Here is a 17,326-nt window from a genome sequence, read left to right as displayed (position 1 = left end):
GCGGTCTGACGACCCAGGTATGGAATCCTCGAACCAGACCGGTGGGTCATCAAAAATACCTACCTCGTTTCAAACAGACGAAGATCAGCGACTGAACCGCCCAGGCTGGGGTGCCCTTCAGGGCGGCGGGCGAGCGGACGGCTTCGACCGCCGAGGGGAGGGCGGGCAGCCCCGTAGGCCTACGGGGCGAAGGGGGTGACGGTCTAGGGCAGGATAGGCTTTGCGCCGGCAATGTCAGACAAGCACGCCCCCAATGGACCGCTTCACCGTTCGCCTTCCTGGCCCTCTGGCCCGTCGTTTCGACGCGGCCGCAGGACGCCAGGGCGGCCGGTCGCGTTTACTGCGACGGCTCATCGAGGGGGCTGCGGACACGGCACTTCCGGAGCAAGGGGAAGAGCCGCCTGGCCCGTCCGGCGTCAAGCTGGGTCTGCGGCTGCGACCCATCGACATGGTGCTGCTGGAGGCCGAGGCCGCCCATCGCGGGCTATCACGGACACAGTGGACCACGGCTCTGATCCGTCGCCGGCTTCACGATCGGCCGCAGCTCGCGCCGCCGGACGCTCTGGCCTTCATCGGCGTTCAACGCGAGCTGAGACGGATCGGCGTCAATGTGAACCAGATCGCCCGTGCCCTGAATACGGCCGTCCTGGAGGGGAAGGTGCTCGATCTGGAGGTGGCCCAACTAGACGCCTTCGCCGCAGAAATTCGTGGACACCTGTCCGGGCTTCAGGAGGCCCTCCGGGGCAACCTCGACTACTGGTCGGATCGCTGATGGCCGACTTCATTCAGATGCGCGGATTTGAGGAGGCGATCCGTCCGCCTGTTCGTCCGAAACGCGCACGGGTGACCGACCGGCCCGGGAGGGTGACGCGCTCGCCGGCTGACATGAGTCCGCGAGCCCGCCTCGACAGGATCGCGCGACGCGTCCCGGAGGTCATGGTCAAGATCACGGGACGGACGCGTGATGGCGTCCATCTGGCGAACCATCTTAGCTATATCGCTCGCAACGGAAAGTTGCCGATCGAGGGGCCGGACGGGGAGCTGCTGTCCGGGCGAGAGGATGTGCGCAACTTGGCTCGGGACTGGATGGCGGAGGTTGACGCGGACCCTCGCCGGCGCGCGGACGGATCGGTCAGCCTTTCCATCGTTCTTAGTATGCCGCCGGGCACAGACCCGTTCCGCACGCACGACGCATCGCGCGCGTTCGCCGACCGGACGTTTGGAGCGACCCATCCTTACGTCTTTGCCTTCCATACGGATGAGCGCCACCCCCACGTTCATCTCACCGTGAGAACGCTTGGTCACGACGGGCGAAAGTTGAACCCGCGCAAGGCGGACCTCGAGCGGTGGCGACAGACCTTTGCCGCAGCGCTCCGTGAGCGGGGCGTTGAGGCGGAGGCGACTCCGCGTCGCGCTCGGGGCGTCGTCAAGAAGGCGGAGGTCGGAGCCCTTCGACGCATGCGGGATCGTTTCGACAAGCAGGTCGGGCCGCCCTCACGGACCGACATCGGCGCGATAAGGGACGCTGCGGATCGCAAGCGGGACAGGCCGTGGCTCGCAAAAGTTCGGGATCGTCAGACGGCCGTGCGCACGTTCTTCGTGGCGCAGGCCGTCGCGCTGTCGCTGTCGCCCAAGGCCGAAGACCTGGCATTGGGGAAGGTGCTTGAAGCTTTTATCAAGCGCATGCCGCGTGTGGAGACCCGAGGAGAAGAGCTCGCCCGAATGATCCAGGAACGGCGGGATCGATCAGACCGACCGCCGGAGGGTCCACAAGAGCGACCAAGCCGCGATCGATAAACCTCGGACCTCTCCAATCGCCGCGTCGCCAACAAGCGTAACCATAGCTTGCAGTCCGATCCTGGAGACCGTCATGGTGGGGCATGTCCCTGTGATCTTCCCCCGTAAAAGTGGACGGGGTTAAGCCGCTTTGCGCTCGGCCTCAGCGGGGCTGATATAGCCCAGTGCTGAGTGCAGGCGATGGGGATTGTAGAAGCCCTCGATGTATCCGAACAGGTCTCGCCGCGCCTGGTCTCGGGTGGCGTAGACGCGGTGATGAACGCGTTCGGTCTTGAGGGTGTGGAAGAAGCTCTCCATCGGGGCATTGTCCCAGCAGTCGCCCTTTCGGCTCATCGACGGGGTGATGCCGGATCGGGCCAGGGCTGATCGATAGGCTTCGGCTGCGTATTGGATGCCCCGGTCCGAATGATGGATCAGGCCGGGCGCGGGGCGCTGACGTTCGACGGCCATGTTGAGGGCGTCGAGGGCGATCTCGGTGTGCAGGGTCTGGCGCATGGACCAGCCCACGATCTTGCGGGTGTGCAGGTCGAGGATGGCGGCGAGATAGAGCCAGCCTTCGCCGGTCGGGATGTAGGTGAGGTCGGCGAGCCAGACCTGGTTGGGCGCCGCCGCCTCGAAGTTCCGGGCCAGCCTGTTGGGCGCGATGGGATAACCGTGGCGGCTGTTCGTCGTCCGGGCGCGACGCGGCAAGGCCGCCAAGCCCCGCAGGCCGGCGCGGCGCATCAGCCGCTCCACGCGGGATCGACCGACCCGACGCCCATGCCGCCGCAGGGTGGCGTGAACGCGCGGCGAGCCGTAACAGCCGCTGCTCTCCGCATGGATCAGCCGGATATCCTCGGTCAGCTCGCGATTGGCGACAGACCGCTGGCTCTCGGGGCGACCGCGCCAGGCGTAGTAACCGCTGGCCGACAAGCCCAGGACCGCGCACATCACGCGAACCGGCCAGACCTGACGATGCTCATCGACGAACCCGAACTTCATCGGGAGGCCGCTCCGAAGATGAGCGCGGCTTTTTTTAGGATGTCCCGCTCCATCCGCAGCTGACCGTTCTCTCGCCGCAACCGGGCCACCTCCGCCGCCAGATCCGACGGCGACGGGGACGACGCCTGCGTTGTGGGGCGCCGCGACGCCCCCGTCGCCTGCACCCCGAACTGCGTCATCCATCGACGAAGCACCGTCTCGTGCAGCCCAAGCTCGCGGGCCACCGCCCCGACGCTCAGGCCGCCGTTGGCGACGCGGTCAACGGCCTCGCGCTTGAAAGAATCCGGAAAGTTCCGGCGTTGAACACTCATCAGACACTCCTCTCCAGCTCCGAAAAGCTAGCATGGGTGTCCACCAAACCGAGGGAGGATCACTGACCCTAACCAAGCTCCCCTTCGGAACAACGCTCGCTCGGCAGATGGCGAAGCAGAACCTGACCCGCTTCAACCATGTCTTCTGGGTTGGCGAGCGCGGCTACGATCACCTGGAGGCGGGCTTTCCCAACATCGTATTCCCGCCCTACGCGCCCGACCTTCACGGCCTCTACACCTCTGACGCCGACTGGCGCGCAGCCGTTGCGGAGCATCAGATCTGGACCCGCCAGTACATTCTCGTCTCGGCCGCTTCACTGCTTGAGGTCTATCTCAGTTCCGCCGCGCGGAGCGCTCTTACCGCCCATCCTGAACTTATCGATAGCGTTTGGTCAGGAATGGACGGCTACCTTTTCGTCATGGGCAAACAGGCGCCGCCGACAGGGTGGAACCGCAAGCTCAAGGATAAGGTCGCCACCTTCACCAAGGGGCTGTGGGTCAACCGTTTGGCCCAACTCGCCGCGGTCTTCGGCCCATTGCCGGCCAAGGCGATGGCGCTCGAGCCGGCCTTGCAGAAGCTTCAGGACACACGGAACGATATTGCGCACGAGTTCGGTCTCGATGGTCCCACGCGTTTGGCGCAGTGGGAGCCGCTCAAGCATATTGAGCTCACCCGGGAGGACTGCGAGACGGCGATCAAGGTGGTCTCGGCTTTCATCGCCGCCGTGGACAAGCCGGTCTTCGGTCCGCTGATCGGGGGACACGAGATCCTCTTCCAGTACCATCTATGGGCTCAGTCAGAGCCCAAGGCGAGCAGCTGGCACGTCGCCGGCAGGGCTGCAGGTCTGTTCCGGGATCACATCGGAGGCATGACCAGCACCGCGCTGGGTGCAAGCTATGCCACCTCGATCGCCAACTATTATCATAAGCTCTGATCGCCAGGACGCTACGTGGCCGCACCGGTCGTTGCGTGGGATCTAATGCGGGCGACACGGAAAGCAGGACCAACAATGGAATGTTTTCGGATCGACGAAAGCGGGTACACAGGCTTCGACCTCCTGAACCCGCAACAGCGCTTTCAGGGCGCTGCGGCGGTCGCCATTTCCGACGACGACGCGCGGCGGCTAATCAATACGCACTTTCCCAAGCTTCAGGCGACCGAGCTGAAATACAGGTCTCTGTCCCGGCGCCCGGGCAACCATCCTCACCTGATCGCTCTCGTGCGCGACGTCCTGCAAGGCTTCAAGTCGGTCACCTACATCTGCGACAAGCGCTTCCTGCTGGTGATGATGTTCCTGGATTGGGCGGCGGAGCCCTACTATTACGCGCGCGGTTTGAACTTCTACCAGGACGGCCAGCACTACGGGATGGGCTCGCTCCTGCTCAGGGTTGGCCCATCGATCCTGGGGGCGGACGCCTTTGAAGCGATGCTGGCCGCCTTTCAACGGGCGGTGAAGGAGAAGTCGCCAGACAGCCTTCAGGCATTGGTCGCAGCGGTCCGGCGAACCAACTGGACCGAGCTTCCCGAGGCTTTGGGACCGCTCGCCCAGTACGCCGATCCCGACTGTTTGCGGGCGATTGCGACGCCCGGGGTCTCAACCGATGCCGCGATCGTCGTGATGCAGGCCCTGATTACCCGGATGGAGGTGATGGCTTCAGGTCCCTACCGGGTCGAGCATGACGAGTTTAAGAACCTCGCCACCTACAGCGGCCTCCTGCAGGCGTTCATCGACCACAAAGGTGAGGCTGAGTTCCGGTCATCGAAAATCGCGACGGTGAAGTTTCCGCTGAAGCTGACCGAGGTGGTTCAGGTCAACTCCAAAGCCAGCCCGGCTGTCCAAATCGCCGATGTGATGATCGGCGCGGTGGTCGAGGCGGGGAATAGTCTGATCGGCGAGCGGACGGGCGGCCTTGATCCGCAGGTTCTGCTATCACTGTTCGGGGACGAACAACTGATCCATCTGGTTCCGGATCTCGACTTCGAGGCCCAGAAGGCGTTCCGCGAGGGGTCGCACGGCGCTGAGCTTATCGACTATTTCGCCACCAATTTCGGATCGAAGATGGGCATCAAACCGACGAAAGAGGGCGGGTGACCCGCCTGCGCCAGGTCAGCAACCACCGCAACGTTCCCCTTTTCCGATTATCAGGCGCGATCCGGAATCTACCGGCGAATGCGATCGCTTTCACGGCGCGGCGATCGGTCCCCATCCGGGTGGCGAGGCAGGCCAGGGATCATGTCTCGGGCGCGCTGATAGGCGTGCTCTATGAGCCGGGCCTGAGCGGCCGGATCAGTGATCAGCCGACGCACCACGATGGCCGCTTCCTTCAGGCGCCTTTCGGCGGATATGGCGGATGGACCCGCCGAGCGATCGGGCCCCGTCGGCGGTTCCCTCACCTTGTCGCCCGCAGCCTGTCTGTCCCGGTCGCGCGGTTGGTAGCCCTTGACGTCGACGCCCAAGGCTCGCGCCTGCACCCAGGCCTCCCGGCGAAAGGTCTCGTCGCCCGACACCCGGACCTGCGTCCAACCGCGGTGTTGAGCCACCTTGAGCATATCCGCCACCGCGTCGGGATAGGCTTGCCGGGTGACCAGTCGCTTGCCCTCATCCCTGAACATTGGATCGACGGCTCGGTGATCGCGATAGAAGCGTTCAGGACGGCCCTGACGGTCGCGCTCAATCAGATATCGATCCAGGATCGAAGCCGGGATTTCACCCTTTGTGACGGAACGGCCGCCGGTCCTCTTCTGAGGTGATGGCGAGACGGCGTTCTCGGACGCGACCGAGCCGGCGGTTTGGGTGGGCGTCCTCATCGGTCGGCCCCGTGGGCGAGGTCAGGACGAGCGGCCGCGTCGATCATCCTGTCGAGCCATTTCGCGACCTCCTGTTCGGACGCGCCCGGTTCAGGCGGGGGGCAACCTTCGGCCGAGAAACGGCGAACGATGGCGTCGTAGTCCATGTCGGATGTCTCCACGGCGGGGCGAGGGTCAACTTGGATTGTGCCGGCGCCCACGACGGCGGTTTTGCAAAGGCGTTTCTGGGGGGGCGCGGGTCTCTGTCGACGGGTGAACCGCTTGTCGCGGTAGAAGACGATCTTCTCCGCGCGCGTCGGCGGGACGCTGGCCTTGAAAATGATCAAGGTCCCGGCCGGAAGCTGCATGAGTTCTTGCGGGAGCATCAGGGCGCGGCGCTGGTCCGAAGCCGTGGTGGTCCGTCGTCCCGACCCCAGACCCATCGGACGACTGCGACTTTTGGAGGTCACAGTCGTATATCCAAGCCGCTCGCTGAGCTCTTGGGCGACCTTCAGCTCTTTGGGTGCGAATACGACTTCGACACCGCAGTTGGTCATGATCTCGTCGGCCCCTTCAGGACCGTAGAGCGCCCGGAGCTGAGACGGGCTCTGAATGACAGGGAGCAACCTGAACCCGTAGCCTGCGAGATAGGAGAAGGCGTGGGCCAGAACTGGCGCCCGACCGAGCCGGGCGAACTCGTCCAGAAGGACGAGAACCGGTTGATCTCCTGTGGCGAAGAGGCGGCGGGAGTTGAGATCGACGAGCTGCTGAAAGAGCAGGCTGTATAGCGGTGCGACCCGTAGCATGTTGTCTGGCGAGGCGCCGAGGTAGAGCGACAGGCGGCCCCGGCGGAGGTCGCGCAGATCGAAATCGCTTGCAGCCGTCGCGGCGTCGACCGTCGGATTGAGCCACAAGCCCATCCGGCTGGTGATTGTCTGGCGGATCGAGGCGAACGTGTTCTCACTCGAGCCGCAGAAGTCTGACAGGGCGGAGATACAGCCCGCAGACAGAGGCGCGTCGGTCTGGCCCCGCGCATTGATAATGTCCGGCAAGCGGGTGCGGGCATCGTTACGGGTCAGCTGGCGGAAGATCTCGCCAAGTGAGAACGGCAGATCAGGCGTCTCAGCAACATAGGCACCGATCCCGATGAAGCCGGTGCGGGCCGCTTCCGACCAGAAGGGATCGGCATGGTCGTGGCCGGGAAAAAGCATCATGCTCATCCGCTGGAGTTCATCCAGGACAGCCATCGTACTCGTGCGGTCGATATGACCGAGCGGATTGAAACGCGTGGTGAGTCCATCAAGCGCCAGGGGGTCGAAGAGCAGGACGCGTTGGCCCGCTGCAGCCCTGAACCCCGCTGTCGCCTCATAGTTTTCGCGCTTGATATCCAAGACGACGACCGAACCGGGCCAAGTCAGCAGATTGGGGATGACGACGCCCACGCCTTTGCCTGTTCTGGTCGGGGCATAGAGCATGACGTGATCGGCACCGCCCGAGATGAGCAGGCCGGTTGCGGTGCGGCCGAGGAGAATGCCCTCGCGGGACCTGAGACCCGCCGCCGCCTGGTCAGCTCTCGAGGCCCAGCGCGCTCCGCCGTGCAGGGGGCGATTCTGGCTCAGCGCGACCGCGACACCTGTGATCCCGACAGCCGATGCGCTTATCAGCGACCCGATGCGAAGCCAGCGTTGGAGATCGGAGTCGTGACGATAGTACCAGAGCCAGGCCGGCACCCGGGTGAGGTCGATATCCGGCGACAGCCGGTTCAGTCCCGCCAACGCGATCAGCACGGCCCCGATCAAGCCGAGCGCCGTGAGACAGCTCAGGCCTGCCAACGTGAGGGCAAGTCTAGCGGCCGGGCTGGCGTTTTCGAAGCGGGTCATGCCAGACCTCCGTCACCCGGAACCGGCCATCTGTCTTGCGCATCTGGACGACGATATCGACGAGCAGGTGCAGCAGGGCCCGAATGTCTTCCCGCGGCAGATCGCCTCCCCCCTCGGATTCGCGAACCAGCAGCGTCAGTTGCTCAAAGGCCAGAGAGGCGCTGTCCGCGTGGACGGTCGTGATCGAGCCGGGGTGGCCGGAGTTGACGTTGCGAAGATAGAAGAAGGCCGTGCCGTCGCGCAGTTCCTGCAGCAGGATCCGGTCGGGCCGCATCCTGAGGGCGCTTTCGAGCAGGGATTTGGCGGTGACCTGCGCCAAACCCTGGCCTTCCTTGGAATAGGTCAGGTGAACGACGTTGCGGTGGGGCACGACGAGTTCGCGCGTGTCTTCGATCGTCAGCAGCCTTTCATGGTCGGGAATGGCCTCGACCAGACCCTTGGCGAAGGTGGTCTTGCCGGAGCCGGTGGCGCCGGAGACGAGGATATTGCGCCGTGAGACCACGGCCAGTTTGAAGAAGGCCGACCAGTCTCCCGATCTTTTCAGGGCGAGGAGGTCGGCGTCGACCGGATCCGCAGACGCGTCATCCGCCGCGACGACCGCGTCGAACAATCCCCCGGTCGCAAAGGCGTCGAGACCGAACTGCCGGCGCGAGGGCTTACGGATGGTGAGGGACACAGTGCCAGTCGGGGCTGCAGGCGGAAGAACGATCTGGCATCGTTCGTCGCCGGGCAGGGTCGTCGAGCAGATCGGCCGAGCGTCGCTGACATCCTGTTTGGTGAAGGCGGCGGCGGCGACGGCAAGCGTCCTGAGCCAGGCCTCAGTGAGCAGCGGCTCTTCATGCCAGCGCCACCGGCCGCCCTGTTCGATTCCGACCTCGCCGGGGCGGTTGATCACCAGTTCGGTCACGTCGTCTGGCGCGAGCAGGGGTCGCAGCGGCGCGAGGTAGTGTTCCAGAACAGCGGTGTCGTCCATCACCTTGCGCTCAGCCGATAGACACCGGCGAAGTTCAGGTCCTGGGCCACGAAAATAGAGACCTCGGCGCCTTGAGGTTTGCGCAGGGTCGCGGGGATATCGACCGAGGTCTGCAACGCGACGGCGGCCGCGTCCGACGGCGCCCGCGCGGTCTCGCGCACGGCGTCGTCACGTCCGACGGCGGCGTAGAGACCGTCGTCCACCAGCGACAGCAGGAGAGCGCCGCCAAACCTGTCCCAGAAATGGGTGTCGACGCGGCCATCGAAGCCCGCGCGCCCGAGGGCGTCGGCGGCCGGTGACGCCAGGCCCACGGTGACGCCTGCGGGCGTGACGGCGCGGGTCCACAGGACGAAGAGCCGATTGCGGCCCTGCTGCAGACCGCCCTGGTACTCGCCGAGCACCCGGGTGCCGCGCTCCATCAGCACCACGGTTCCGCTCTCCGAGTAGACGTCTCGCGGCAGGATGCAGCTGACGAACCCCGGGGTCGCGCTGTCCATCGCCGTCTGGAGGATGCAGGGGATGGAGGCGCCCGCCGTCAGCAAGAGGTTGCGATCTCCCAGCTGGCCGGCCCGCGCCTCGCTAACCGGCGAGGTCTGGCGCAAGCCGTCGAGCGGCGTGACGCGGGCCTGGATCGGCGCGGTGGTCCCGGGCGCAACGCCCGCAGCGGCCAGGCCGCCGGTCGGTGCGACGCCGGAGCCTTGGCGGCTGTAGGCGAGGACCGGGGATCGCCTCGCCTCGTCGATCAGGGTCTGGCGCCTTTCGGCTGCCGAGGGGCCGTTCGATGAAGAGGAAGGCGAGGTCTCGAGCGCCGGCACCTGTTCGTCCGATGACGTCAGGATCGGCGCCTCGGGATCGAGAGGCTGATCCGTCAGCAGGGGCGGCTCGGTGTCGCGGCGTGCCGGTTCGAACGGAACGACCTGCCGGGCCGGTTGGTCCGCCGCCGCCTTCTGGTCATCCGCCTCGCCACGATCCCATGTGGCGAAGAGAAAGACCGCGCAGCCGAGGCCCAGGGCGGCCAAAGTGACGACCTTGGACCCGCGGCCGCCAAAACGGCCGGCGATGGGGGATATGCCCCGGTCGATCGTCGGCGGCAGACCCTGGCCTTCGGCACGGGATTCCACCGCGGCGTCGTCCTTCGGTTCAGGCGAGGCGGTCATGGTCGGGCTCCTTGCGTCACGCTCCGATCCACCATCGGCGAGGCCGTTCCGGTCCCGGTGGCGACACCGCGCGGGTCGTAGGCTTCGTTGAAGATGCACAGCACCGAAGCACCGCGGCGCAGCCGCAGACCAGGGACGACGGCGTGGACGACCACGAACTCGCCGCGCACATCGAAGGGGACCAGGCTTTCCTCGCCGTCGGCGGAGACAGCGAAGATCGAGGGGATGGGCTGGTTGGCCGGAAACCTCAGCACGGTGAAGCGGCCGTTGTCGGTGACCTCGCTGGGTTGCAAGTCCGACGCGCCCTGGACGCTGTAGGCGAGGTTGCGGGGGCCGGAGAGGGCCGCCTGATCGAGCGCCAGATCGATCACGCGGTCTTCGATCGCCTCGGCGGCAGCGTCGAGCGACGCCACGGTCGCGGCCTGGAGGTCGGCCGGGTAGCGGAACCGGATCTGGTAGGCGATGGAGGATCGATCGCGGGCGTCTCGCGCCGCCAGTTCGAACGCATAGTGACGCGTCGCGACTCCGCGTTCGGTGACCACAAGCAGATTGGTCGCCTGCAGACGTTCTCGGGGTTTGAGGAAGAGGACGGACCCCTCGGCCGCGACCTCCCAGCTAACGCTGTCACCGATCGCGACATGGCGGATGGCTTCGTCCGGACCAAAGACGATCTGGGTGGCGGTGCGGAAGGCCCCGGCGATGCGGTAGACGGCGCCCGGCGCGTAGTCGACCTCGACCATCCGGGCGTCGCGGTCTTCGGCCCAGGCCGGCCCCGACGTCATCATTACAAGGCCGGTGGCCAGGGCGATCAACAGGCTTCTCATCGGACCACCTCCGGATCAGCGCGGTACGAGGTCACCTGGAATCCGAGCGGATTGCGCAGGCGATCCGGCTCCGACATCGGCGCGCGCGTATAGGTGAAGGCGATGGTGGCGATCCAATCGCTCTCCACGATCTGCTGGGCCTGACGCACCGTGCGGTGGAAGCGCACATTGGCGACGCCTTCGTTGATGAAGCCAATGGCGCGGATCGCGATCACGGCCTCCGCCTCAGGTCCGTAGAGATTCTGCGGACTGGTTGGGTTGGAGCCGCGATAGAGGTCGGCCCAGCGGCGTTGCTCCGTTGCGCCCGACAGGATCGAGACCAGGGCAAAGCTTTCCTCGGCGGCGGGGTCGAGATAGCCCTCCCGGGCGCGGACGTACTGGCCGAGGAAATATTTGCTGACGGCCTCGTCATAGGTGGCCGGGCCTTCGGCCGAGGACAGACCCCGCACCACATCGACCGCGCCGGTGGTCTGGTCGACCCGCACGACGAAGGGTTCGGTGGTCTTGAGCGGGGTCAGCACCACCACCGCCGCGACGGCGACGACGGTCAGGCCGGCGGCCACAGCCGCCACGGTCCAGGCCAGCCGCCGCGATCGTAGGGCGGCGCTGAGCCGGTCCTGATCCCATCGCCGCGCCTCGGCGAAATAGGCCTTCAGATCGGAGGAGGGGACGCCGGTCATGCGCAGCCTCCTGCGCCAGGATCGATGGACGAAGACGCGTCCGCTGCGGGCGCGGGCACGTATGGCGCTGCCGGGGAAAGGATCGACCCGTAGGGATTGGCGGGTCGACGATGGCGGCCGTCGCAGACCGGCGGATCGGCGGTCCGGAAGGTGGCGCAGGCGGACAGGGCCTGGACCGCCAGGGCGATCGACACGACGCGTGACAGTGTTCGCAAAGAGGGCATTAGCGGGCTCCTGTGGGACGGATGGATCCGCCGCCGCGCGGCGGTTGACGGCTGGCCTCGAGAGGACCCCGCGCGACGGCGCTGGGGCTGGATCCCAAGGAGGCGGCGTTGGCGAAGTCGGCGAGCCCGGCGCTGGCGCCGCCGGCGATGCCGGCCGCGATCGCGGGCGTCTGCAGGAAGAAGATCGCGCCAAGCAAACAGAGGGCGATGAAGATCAGGCCGCCGACCATCGGGTCGCCGCCCTCGATCGCGCCCCACTGATCCCGGACCAGCGACAGGACGAGCTGGAAGATGGTGATGATCAGGGCGAACAGGACCAGATAGTTCACCGCCTGGGACAGCCAGCCGAAGAAGAAGCGCCGCGTCGCGTCGAACAGGGCGCAGGCGATGAAGATGGGGCCGAGGGTGACCAACAAGGCCAGAGCCAGTTTGGCGACGAGAACAACGCCGAAGCCGAGCGCGCAGGCCAGGGCGCCGACGATGAAAACGACCGCGGCGACGATCCAGGGCGACGGGTCGAAGGCCGAGCCCTCGCTGCCGATCTTTTCTCCGAGATAGCCGGCGTAGGCGAGGAACTGGTCGAAGGCCGCGCCGACGTTCGGCGTCTCCGCGCCGCTGATGGCCCGCGTCAGAAGGTTCGGCAGGTCGCGAAACAGGGGCTCGGTGACGAAGTCCGAATAGGCGGGCGTCGTCGCCAGCACATAGATGAACAGCAGTTTGATCGCGCGGATCGCGAAATCCATGACGGGTTCGCTGATGGCGCCCCGGAAGATCGCGAAACCGTATAGGACGATGTAGAGAACCAGGGCGATGCGCAGCGGGCCTTCGACCTCGGCGATCACCGCGCCCAGCCGGTCCCCGAGGAAGGCGCTCAGCCGTTCGTCGAGGAATGTGTAGGCCGGCTCGAAGACCCGAAACGACATGGCGACCTCCTAAAAGCCCTGCCGGTAGGCGGCTATCCGGTCGTCCCGCCGGACCTCGGCGAGACGCGCCTGGGCGGCGTCACAGCCTTGCCGGCGGGCGCCGCGGTCGCAGTCCTCGACAGCCGCCTCGAGGGCGGCGCGATCCGGGCGCGGTTCAGCCTTGGGCGCTTCCGTCTCGCCGCAACCCGCGAGCAGGCCGAGCAGGAGCAGGGCGGCTTTCACTGAAAGGCCTGGCGGTAGGCGTCCATGCGGGCCGACCGTTCCGCAGCGATCCGCTCCCGCGCCCGCTGGTCCTCGAGACGGGCTTCGGCCGCCTGGGTCAGGGCCAGGCCCTGCAGCCGGACCTGTTCGTTCTGGATCAGGGCCTGTTCCGCCGCGAGCCGGGCGTTCAGGTCCATCACGGCCCGCGCGTTCGGCGCGGTGTCGAGCGCGCGGCGCAGCGTCTCCAGGCCTTCGAGACGATCGGTGGCTGCCCGGTCGACGGTCTCGCCGATCGCCAGATCACGGGCGGTCCGCGCCCCGGACCGCTCCAGGGCGTCGGCGGCGGGGGAGGGCGCGTCCGGCGTATAGACGCGGGTCTCGCGGCGGATCGCGTCGGCGCGCTCGGCCAGTTCGACGAGCGCCGACAGATCCCCGTCGGCGGCCGACCGGAGCGTCGCCATGTCCGGGAGCGGATTACGGATTTCCGGCAGACCCAGCCGCTCGGCGATCGCATTGACGTTGGACAGTTCGTTGAGGCTGGCGAACAGTTCCTGGCCCTGCTGGACTTGGGCCTTGAGGCTGTCGAGCTGTTCGATGGCAGTGCGCGCATCCTTGACCATCTGGGCGAAGGACGTGGGGTCGTAAACAATCTGCTGGGCATGGGCCGGAACAGCGGTCATCGCGGCGAGCGCTACAGCGATCGAAAGGATGGAGCGTCTCATGTCAGTCTCCTCTGGGTATGGAAGGGGCCACGCCAGTCGGCGTAGTCGTCCCCGGTCTCGGCTCTCAGCCGGTCGAGAAGGGCGACGGTTTCGGATCGTCCGGACAGGACGGCCAGCGCGTCATCCAGCCCCTTGAGGTCAAGCTCGACGACCACGCTGTCGTGACCCTGTTTGACCAGGAAGCGATGAGACTCCGGCGTCAGCTCGTCCCGGATCAATCGGAACTCTTCCTCGCTCAGGCCGAAGCCTTCGACATAGTCGCGGGCCTGGCCGTGCGCGTTCGGCAGGAAGATCTTGGTCGCGCATTGTTCGAGGATGGTGTGGGCGATCGGCGAGCGCAGCGCGTCGGCCGGGGACTGGGTGCCGAACACCATCAGGGCGTTCTGCTTGCGCCAGGTCTTGAGGCCGTCCTGGGCCAGGTCGGTGAAGGCGGCGTCGCCCAGGACCTTCCAGAACTCGTCGATGTCGAGGACGAGCCGACGCCCATCCACCCGCTGGGCGATCCGGTGGAAGAGGTAGAGCATCATCGGCGTGCGGACCTCGGGGTGGTCCAGCACATCGGTCATGTCGAAGCCGGCGAAGCGGGCGTCCAGCGACAGGGCGTCGTCGTCGCCGTCCAGAGCCCAGCCGAGCGGCCCGCCCCGGATCCAGCGTTCCAGTCGCGCTCCGACGCCGCCGACGTCCGATTGACCGAGCAGGCTGCGCAGGGCCGAAAGCGAGCGTCGCTCGCGCGGGAGAGCCTCGAGCGCGGCGACCGCTTCGTCGATGGCGCGCGCTTCCGGCACCGACAGGGTCTCGTTCGGCCGGGCGACCAGGGTCCGCACCAGTCGGCTGAGGAACGCGCGATTGGCGGGTGAAGGCTCCAACGCCTTGAAGGGCGCGAACCCCGTGGACACGCCGTTGCGCAGGGCCAGATAGGTCCCGCCGCAGGCCCGAACGAAAATCTCGGCGCCCCGGTCCTTGTCGATGAACAGCTGCTGGGCGTCGAACCGCTCCAGCTGCGCCAGCATGAAGTTCTGGACGACCGTCTTGCCCGACCCGGAGGGGCCGCAGATGAAGGTGTGGCCGAGATCGCCGACGTGGAAGTTGAAGTAGAAGGGGGATCCGGCTGTCGTGCGCAGCGTCGCCACAGCCGGTCCCCAGTGATTGCCGTGTGGCTTTCCGACGGGATAGGCATGGAAAGGCGCGAGGGCGGCGAAGTTGCGGGAGGTGATCGCGGCCGGACGCGTGCGCCGCGCGAAGCCGCCGGGGAACTGGGACCAGAAGGCGGCTTCGAGGCCGAGGTCCTCGCGGGCGACGACCAGGCCGGAGTCCGCCAGATGCGCCCGCGCCTTCGAAAGGTGGTCGGCGAGGGCGGCGGGCGTGTCGCCGTAGACCAGGACGGACGCCTGGTGTTCGCCGAGCACGAACCGGTTGCTGACCAGATCGTCCAGAGCGTCCGAAAGGCCATCGATCTGGGAAGCGGCGCGGTCCCGCGCGGAGACCATCTGGTTCTGCTTGCGCTCCATCACCGATCGCCCGGCCGCCTTGGACAGGAAGGCGAAGGACTGGGTCATGACGAAACCGAAGGGCGCGCTCAGCAGCGCGTTCCACAGTCCGGGCCGGGTCGAGGCCGGATATTCCTTGATGGCGAGGACGCCGGCGTAACGGCCTGCGTCGACGTCCCGAAGCTCCAGGCTTTCGCGTCCGAAGATGACCCGCACCGTATGAACCGCGGATCCGAGATGGCCGTAGACGATGGGGACGCGCCCCGGCCGCCCGGTGAGGATGAGCCGAACCAGCTCCATCGGTTCGGAGCACCAGATGTCTCCGTGTTGGTAGAGGCCAAGGCGGCGCGGCGCATAGCGGCCGAGATACTGTTCAAGATCTCGCGCGGCGTCCTCGAGCCGTTTGATCTGTTCGGGGGCGACCTCCGTGTCCTGACGGCGGGCCGTCTGCAGGTGACGCATGAGCGCCGCAGCGCGATCGCCGGGATCACGGCCGGGATGGAGCACTAGGGTGACAAAGAGTTCGTTGACGAACAGCCGCCGGCCTCCGAGCCGTGCTTCGTAGGCCTGGTTCAAATCCTGTGCGAAGTCGGAGCGGAACCCGCTCATGACCTCGGGCTGGACTTCGCGCCGGACAATGTGGTGCCAGACCGCCAACCGGTCGTCAGCCAGGTTGCGCCAGGTCTGGTTGAGCTTGACGTGCCAGTCGTTCAGATCGCGCGGGTCGGCCGTCTCAAACGCCGCACCCTGAAGCTGGAAGGCGATCATGAGCGCCCCGCTATCGAGCGTGATGATGTGGTCTGAGGCGTGGCGCGCATAGGGCAGGCCGGCCAGGGCGTTGCCCTCCCTGCGCAGACGCGACGGCGAGAGACGGAGCTCACCCACGGACCAGCTCCCTTGCGCTGTAACGCCGGACCAGGGGGAGGGGGGTCGCCGAGCTCCCGCCCCACAGGGCGCCGTTGCGGGACCGGCCCTTGGTATCGACAAAGACCAGCAGAAGCCGGAAGGCGTTGTGGTCCACCTTGCAGATCGCCCGGAAGACCAGATGCAGGGCCGGAGCGATCAGCAGATAGAGCAGGCTGCCGCCGACAAGAAAGGCCAGGCCGGAGATCATGACGTTGACGCCCATGGCCTCCATGGGCACGCCCAGGATCATCGCCGGCCGGGTGCAGGCGAGGAACAGAGGCTCTTCGATCAGTCGTTCCTCAGCCATGGTCCGCCCCGCTCAGGACGAGGGCGGCTTTCGCCACGGCGAGCCCGACCAGGCCGCCCCCCAGAGCCTGGGCATAGCGTGCCGGCGAGATCAGCCGGACGCCGAGCATCAGCGTCAGCGCCAGGCCGCCGGCGATCCCCGCGACGATCAGACAGGCGTCGGTCCGGGCCATCAGGCGCCGCCCGTGATCAGGCCGACGATCTCGGCGGCGCCGAAGACCACGACGATGCCGAGAATGACGATGGCGGCGCGCCGCAGATCGAACAGGCCGAACATCCACAGAATGCCGACGATGACGACAGCCAGAATGGCCAACAGCCTGGCCGTGTTGCCGGTCAGCATGTCGACGACGTTCTGCAGCAGGCCCTCGACATTGGCCTGGGCGAAGGCGGGCTGCACCGACATCAGGGTGGTCGCCAGGGCGATCGCTCCGACCGCGCATTGGCGGCGTCGAACGGTGGACAGGGTCATGGGATGACGCTCCATGTCTTGGTCTGTGAGGCGGGGGCGAAGAGGACGACGGCGCTGGCGGTGGCGCGCGCGAAGACGTCCCAGGCGGCGGGTGGCGCGAAGGAATCCGGCGCGACCTGAGCGGGGGATGAGCCTGACGCGGCTTCGGTTAGCAGCGGCGCGGAGACGGCCAGGCCCAGGCGGGCCGCTGAGGCCTCGACGCGCGCGACATAGCCGTTGCGAAAGCCGCGATCGGGATGACCGGTGTTGTATCGGGACAGGGCCACGCGCAGGGCCTGTTGGCGGTCAGAGCCCGTGGATGCGGGGTCGAAGCCGGCGCGCAGCACGGTCCCTGCCGCGGTGAGGTTGCGGCAGGGGTCAAAGGCGTCCTCCACCGTCAGACGCAGCCATCCGAGATTGCTCGAGTTGATCTGCGCGAGACCGAGATCGATGTTGGCGCCCGAGCCGATCAGGCGGTGAGCGACGCGCGCCGCTTCCTCGCGCGTCCTGGGCTGGCGCACGGCAGCGCCACGATTGACGCCGATCGCCAGGGCGTTGAAGCGGCTTTCCGTATGCGCGATCGCGGCCAGGGTCTGCGGCGAGACGCCGGGTGCGCACTGGGCGGAGAGGGCGAGGACGAGGGCGAGATCAAGCAAGGCAGGGCTCCGTTGAGAGCCCTCAGCAGACCGCATCGGCCGCGCACGTTCGATCCGCT

At 66.8% G+C, this 17,326-nt stretch carries 19 protein-coding genes; 4 read left to right on the top strand and 15 right to left on the bottom strand.

What is annotated here, in order from left to right; translation table 11 throughout:
- The first annotated feature begins 253 nt into the window (after positions 1-253).
- Positions 254-772, top strand: coding sequence for a MobC family plasmid mobilization relaxosome protein (locus AC0L6G_RS04720; protein ID WP_291535375.1), 519 nt, complete (start codon positions 254-256; stop codon positions 770-772).
- The gene (locus tag AC0L6G_RS04715; RefSeq protein ID WP_291535374.1) at positions 772-1,797 is read left to right on the top strand and encodes a relaxase/mobilization nuclease domain-containing protein; all 1,026 of its coding nucleotides are present in this window, start codon (positions 772-774) and stop codon (positions 1,795-1,797) included. The genes AC0L6G_RS04720 and AC0L6G_RS04715 overlap by 1 nt, the downstream gene beginning before the upstream one ends.
- A 120-nt stretch (positions 1,798-1,917) precedes the next feature.
- Here AC0L6G_RS04715 and AC0L6G_RS04710 read toward each other — a convergent pair.
- Positions 1,918-3,089 (bottom strand): IS3 family transposase gene (locus AC0L6G_RS04710; RefSeq protein ID WP_114150060.1). Its coding sequence is split into 2 segments (ribosomal slippage): positions 1,918-2,816 and positions 2,816-3,089, totalling 1,173 coding nucleotides; the frame shifts between segments, so codons are not numbered across the junction.
- A gap of 107 nt (positions 3,090-3,196) precedes the next feature.
- On the opposite strand from AC0L6G_RS04710, the gene AC0L6G_RS04705 reads away from it, so the two are divergent.
- Together AC0L6G_RS04705 and AC0L6G_RS04700 are read left to right on the top strand one after the other, a co-directional pair.
- A complete protein-coding gene (locus AC0L6G_RS04705) occupies positions 3,197-4,024 on the top strand; it encodes a hypothetical protein (RefSeq protein ID WP_473252928.1) in 828 nt (275 codons plus the stop codon).
- A 75-nt stretch (positions 4,025-4,099) separates the two neighbouring features.
- The gene (locus tag AC0L6G_RS04700) at positions 4,100-5,182 is read left to right on the top strand and encodes a hypothetical protein (protein WP_473252927.1); all 1,083 of its coding nucleotides are present in this window, start codon (positions 4,100-4,102) and stop codon (positions 5,180-5,182) included.
- Between the two features lie 68 nt (positions 5,183-5,250).
- On the opposite strand, the gene AC0L6G_RS04695 is transcribed toward AC0L6G_RS04700, so the two are convergent.
- From AC0L6G_RS04695 to AC0L6G_RS04630, 14 genes are all read right to left on the bottom strand, one after another.
- Complete coding sequence (locus AC0L6G_RS04695; protein WP_291535370.1) at positions 5,251-5,898, bottom strand: LPD7 domain-containing protein; 648 nt, start codon at positions 5,896-5,898, stop codon at positions 5,251-5,253.
- A complete protein-coding gene (locus AC0L6G_RS04690) occupies positions 5,895-7,757 on the bottom strand; it encodes a type IV secretory system conjugative DNA transfer family protein (RefSeq protein ID WP_291535369.1) in 1,863 nt (620 codons plus the stop codon). Before AC0L6G_RS04690 ends, AC0L6G_RS04695 begins: the two co-directional genes overlap by 4 nt.
- Positions 7,723-8,730, bottom strand: a complete 1,008-nt coding sequence (gene virB11, locus AC0L6G_RS04685) for a P-type DNA transfer ATPase VirB11 (RefSeq protein WP_291535368.1) — start codon at positions 8,728-8,730, stop codon at positions 7,723-7,725. Before virB11 ends, AC0L6G_RS04690 begins: the two co-directional genes overlap by 35 nt.
- On the bottom strand, positions 8,730-9,887 hold the full coding sequence (gene virB10, locus AC0L6G_RS04680) for a type IV secretion system protein VirB10 (RefSeq protein WP_291535367.1): 1,158 nt from the start codon (positions 9,885-9,887) through the stop codon (positions 8,730-8,732). Before virB10 ends, virB11 begins: the two co-directional genes overlap by 1 nt.
- The gene (locus AC0L6G_RS04675) at positions 9,884-10,699 is read right to left on the bottom strand and encodes a TrbG/VirB9 family P-type conjugative transfer protein (protein ID WP_291535366.1); all 816 of its coding nucleotides are present in this window, start codon (positions 10,697-10,699) and stop codon (positions 9,884-9,886) included. Before AC0L6G_RS04675 ends, virB10 begins: the two co-directional genes overlap by 4 nt.
- An 8-nt stretch (positions 10,700-10,707) precedes the next feature.
- On the bottom strand, positions 10,708-11,391 hold the full coding sequence (locus tag AC0L6G_RS04670; protein WP_291535364.1) for a VirB8 family type IV secretion system protein: 684 nt from the start codon (positions 11,389-11,391) through the stop codon (positions 10,708-10,710).
- Between the two features lie 223 nt (positions 11,392-11,614).
- Complete coding sequence (locus AC0L6G_RS04665) at positions 11,615-12,538, bottom strand: TrbL/VirB6 family protein (RefSeq protein WP_473252926.1); 924 nt, start codon at positions 12,536-12,538, stop codon at positions 11,615-11,617.
- A gap of 9 nt (positions 12,539-12,547) precedes the next feature.
- Positions 12,548-12,760, bottom strand: a complete 213-nt coding sequence (locus AC0L6G_RS04660; RefSeq protein WP_291535362.1) for a hypothetical protein — start codon at positions 12,758-12,760, stop codon at positions 12,548-12,550.
- Positions 12,757-13,461: a TrbJ/VirB5 family protein gene (locus tag AC0L6G_RS04655; protein ID WP_291535360.1), complete on the bottom strand. Its 705-nt coding sequence runs from the start codon at positions 13,459-13,461 to the stop codon at positions 12,757-12,759. The genes AC0L6G_RS04660 and AC0L6G_RS04655 overlap by 4 nt, the downstream gene beginning before the upstream one ends.
- A complete protein-coding gene (locus AC0L6G_RS04650; protein WP_291535358.1) occupies positions 13,458-15,833 on the bottom strand; it encodes a VirB4 family type IV secretion/conjugal transfer ATPase in 2,376 nt (791 codons plus the stop codon). Before AC0L6G_RS04650 ends, AC0L6G_RS04655 begins: the two co-directional genes overlap by 4 nt.
- Positions 15,826-16,161, bottom strand: coding sequence for a VirB3 family type IV secretion system protein (locus AC0L6G_RS04645; RefSeq protein WP_003170565.1), 336 nt, complete (start codon positions 16,159-16,161; stop codon positions 15,826-15,828). Before AC0L6G_RS04645 ends, AC0L6G_RS04650 begins: the two co-directional genes overlap by 8 nt.
- Entirely contained in the window at positions 16,154-16,333 is a 180-nt protein-coding gene (locus AC0L6G_RS04640) for a hypothetical protein (RefSeq protein WP_291535357.1), read from the bottom strand. The genes AC0L6G_RS04645 and AC0L6G_RS04640 overlap by 8 nt, the downstream gene beginning before the upstream one ends.
- A complete protein-coding gene (locus AC0L6G_RS04635) occupies positions 16,333-16,632 on the bottom strand; it encodes a TrbC/VirB2 family type IV secretion system protein (protein ID WP_291535356.1) in 300 nt (99 codons plus the stop codon). The genes AC0L6G_RS04640 and AC0L6G_RS04635 overlap by 1 nt, the downstream gene beginning before the upstream one ends.
- Entirely contained in the window at positions 16,629-17,267 is a 639-nt protein-coding gene (locus AC0L6G_RS04630) for a lytic transglycosylase domain-containing protein (RefSeq protein WP_291535355.1), read from the bottom strand. The genes AC0L6G_RS04635 and AC0L6G_RS04630 overlap by 4 nt, the downstream gene beginning before the upstream one ends.
- Positions 17,268-17,326 lie beyond the last annotated feature (59 nt).

The sequence above is a fragment of the Brevundimonas sp. D3-1P genome (assembly GCF_055809335.1).
The sequence above is the reverse complement of the archived record's forward strand: the minus strand, read 5'-3'. Positions and strand labels throughout refer to the sequence as shown.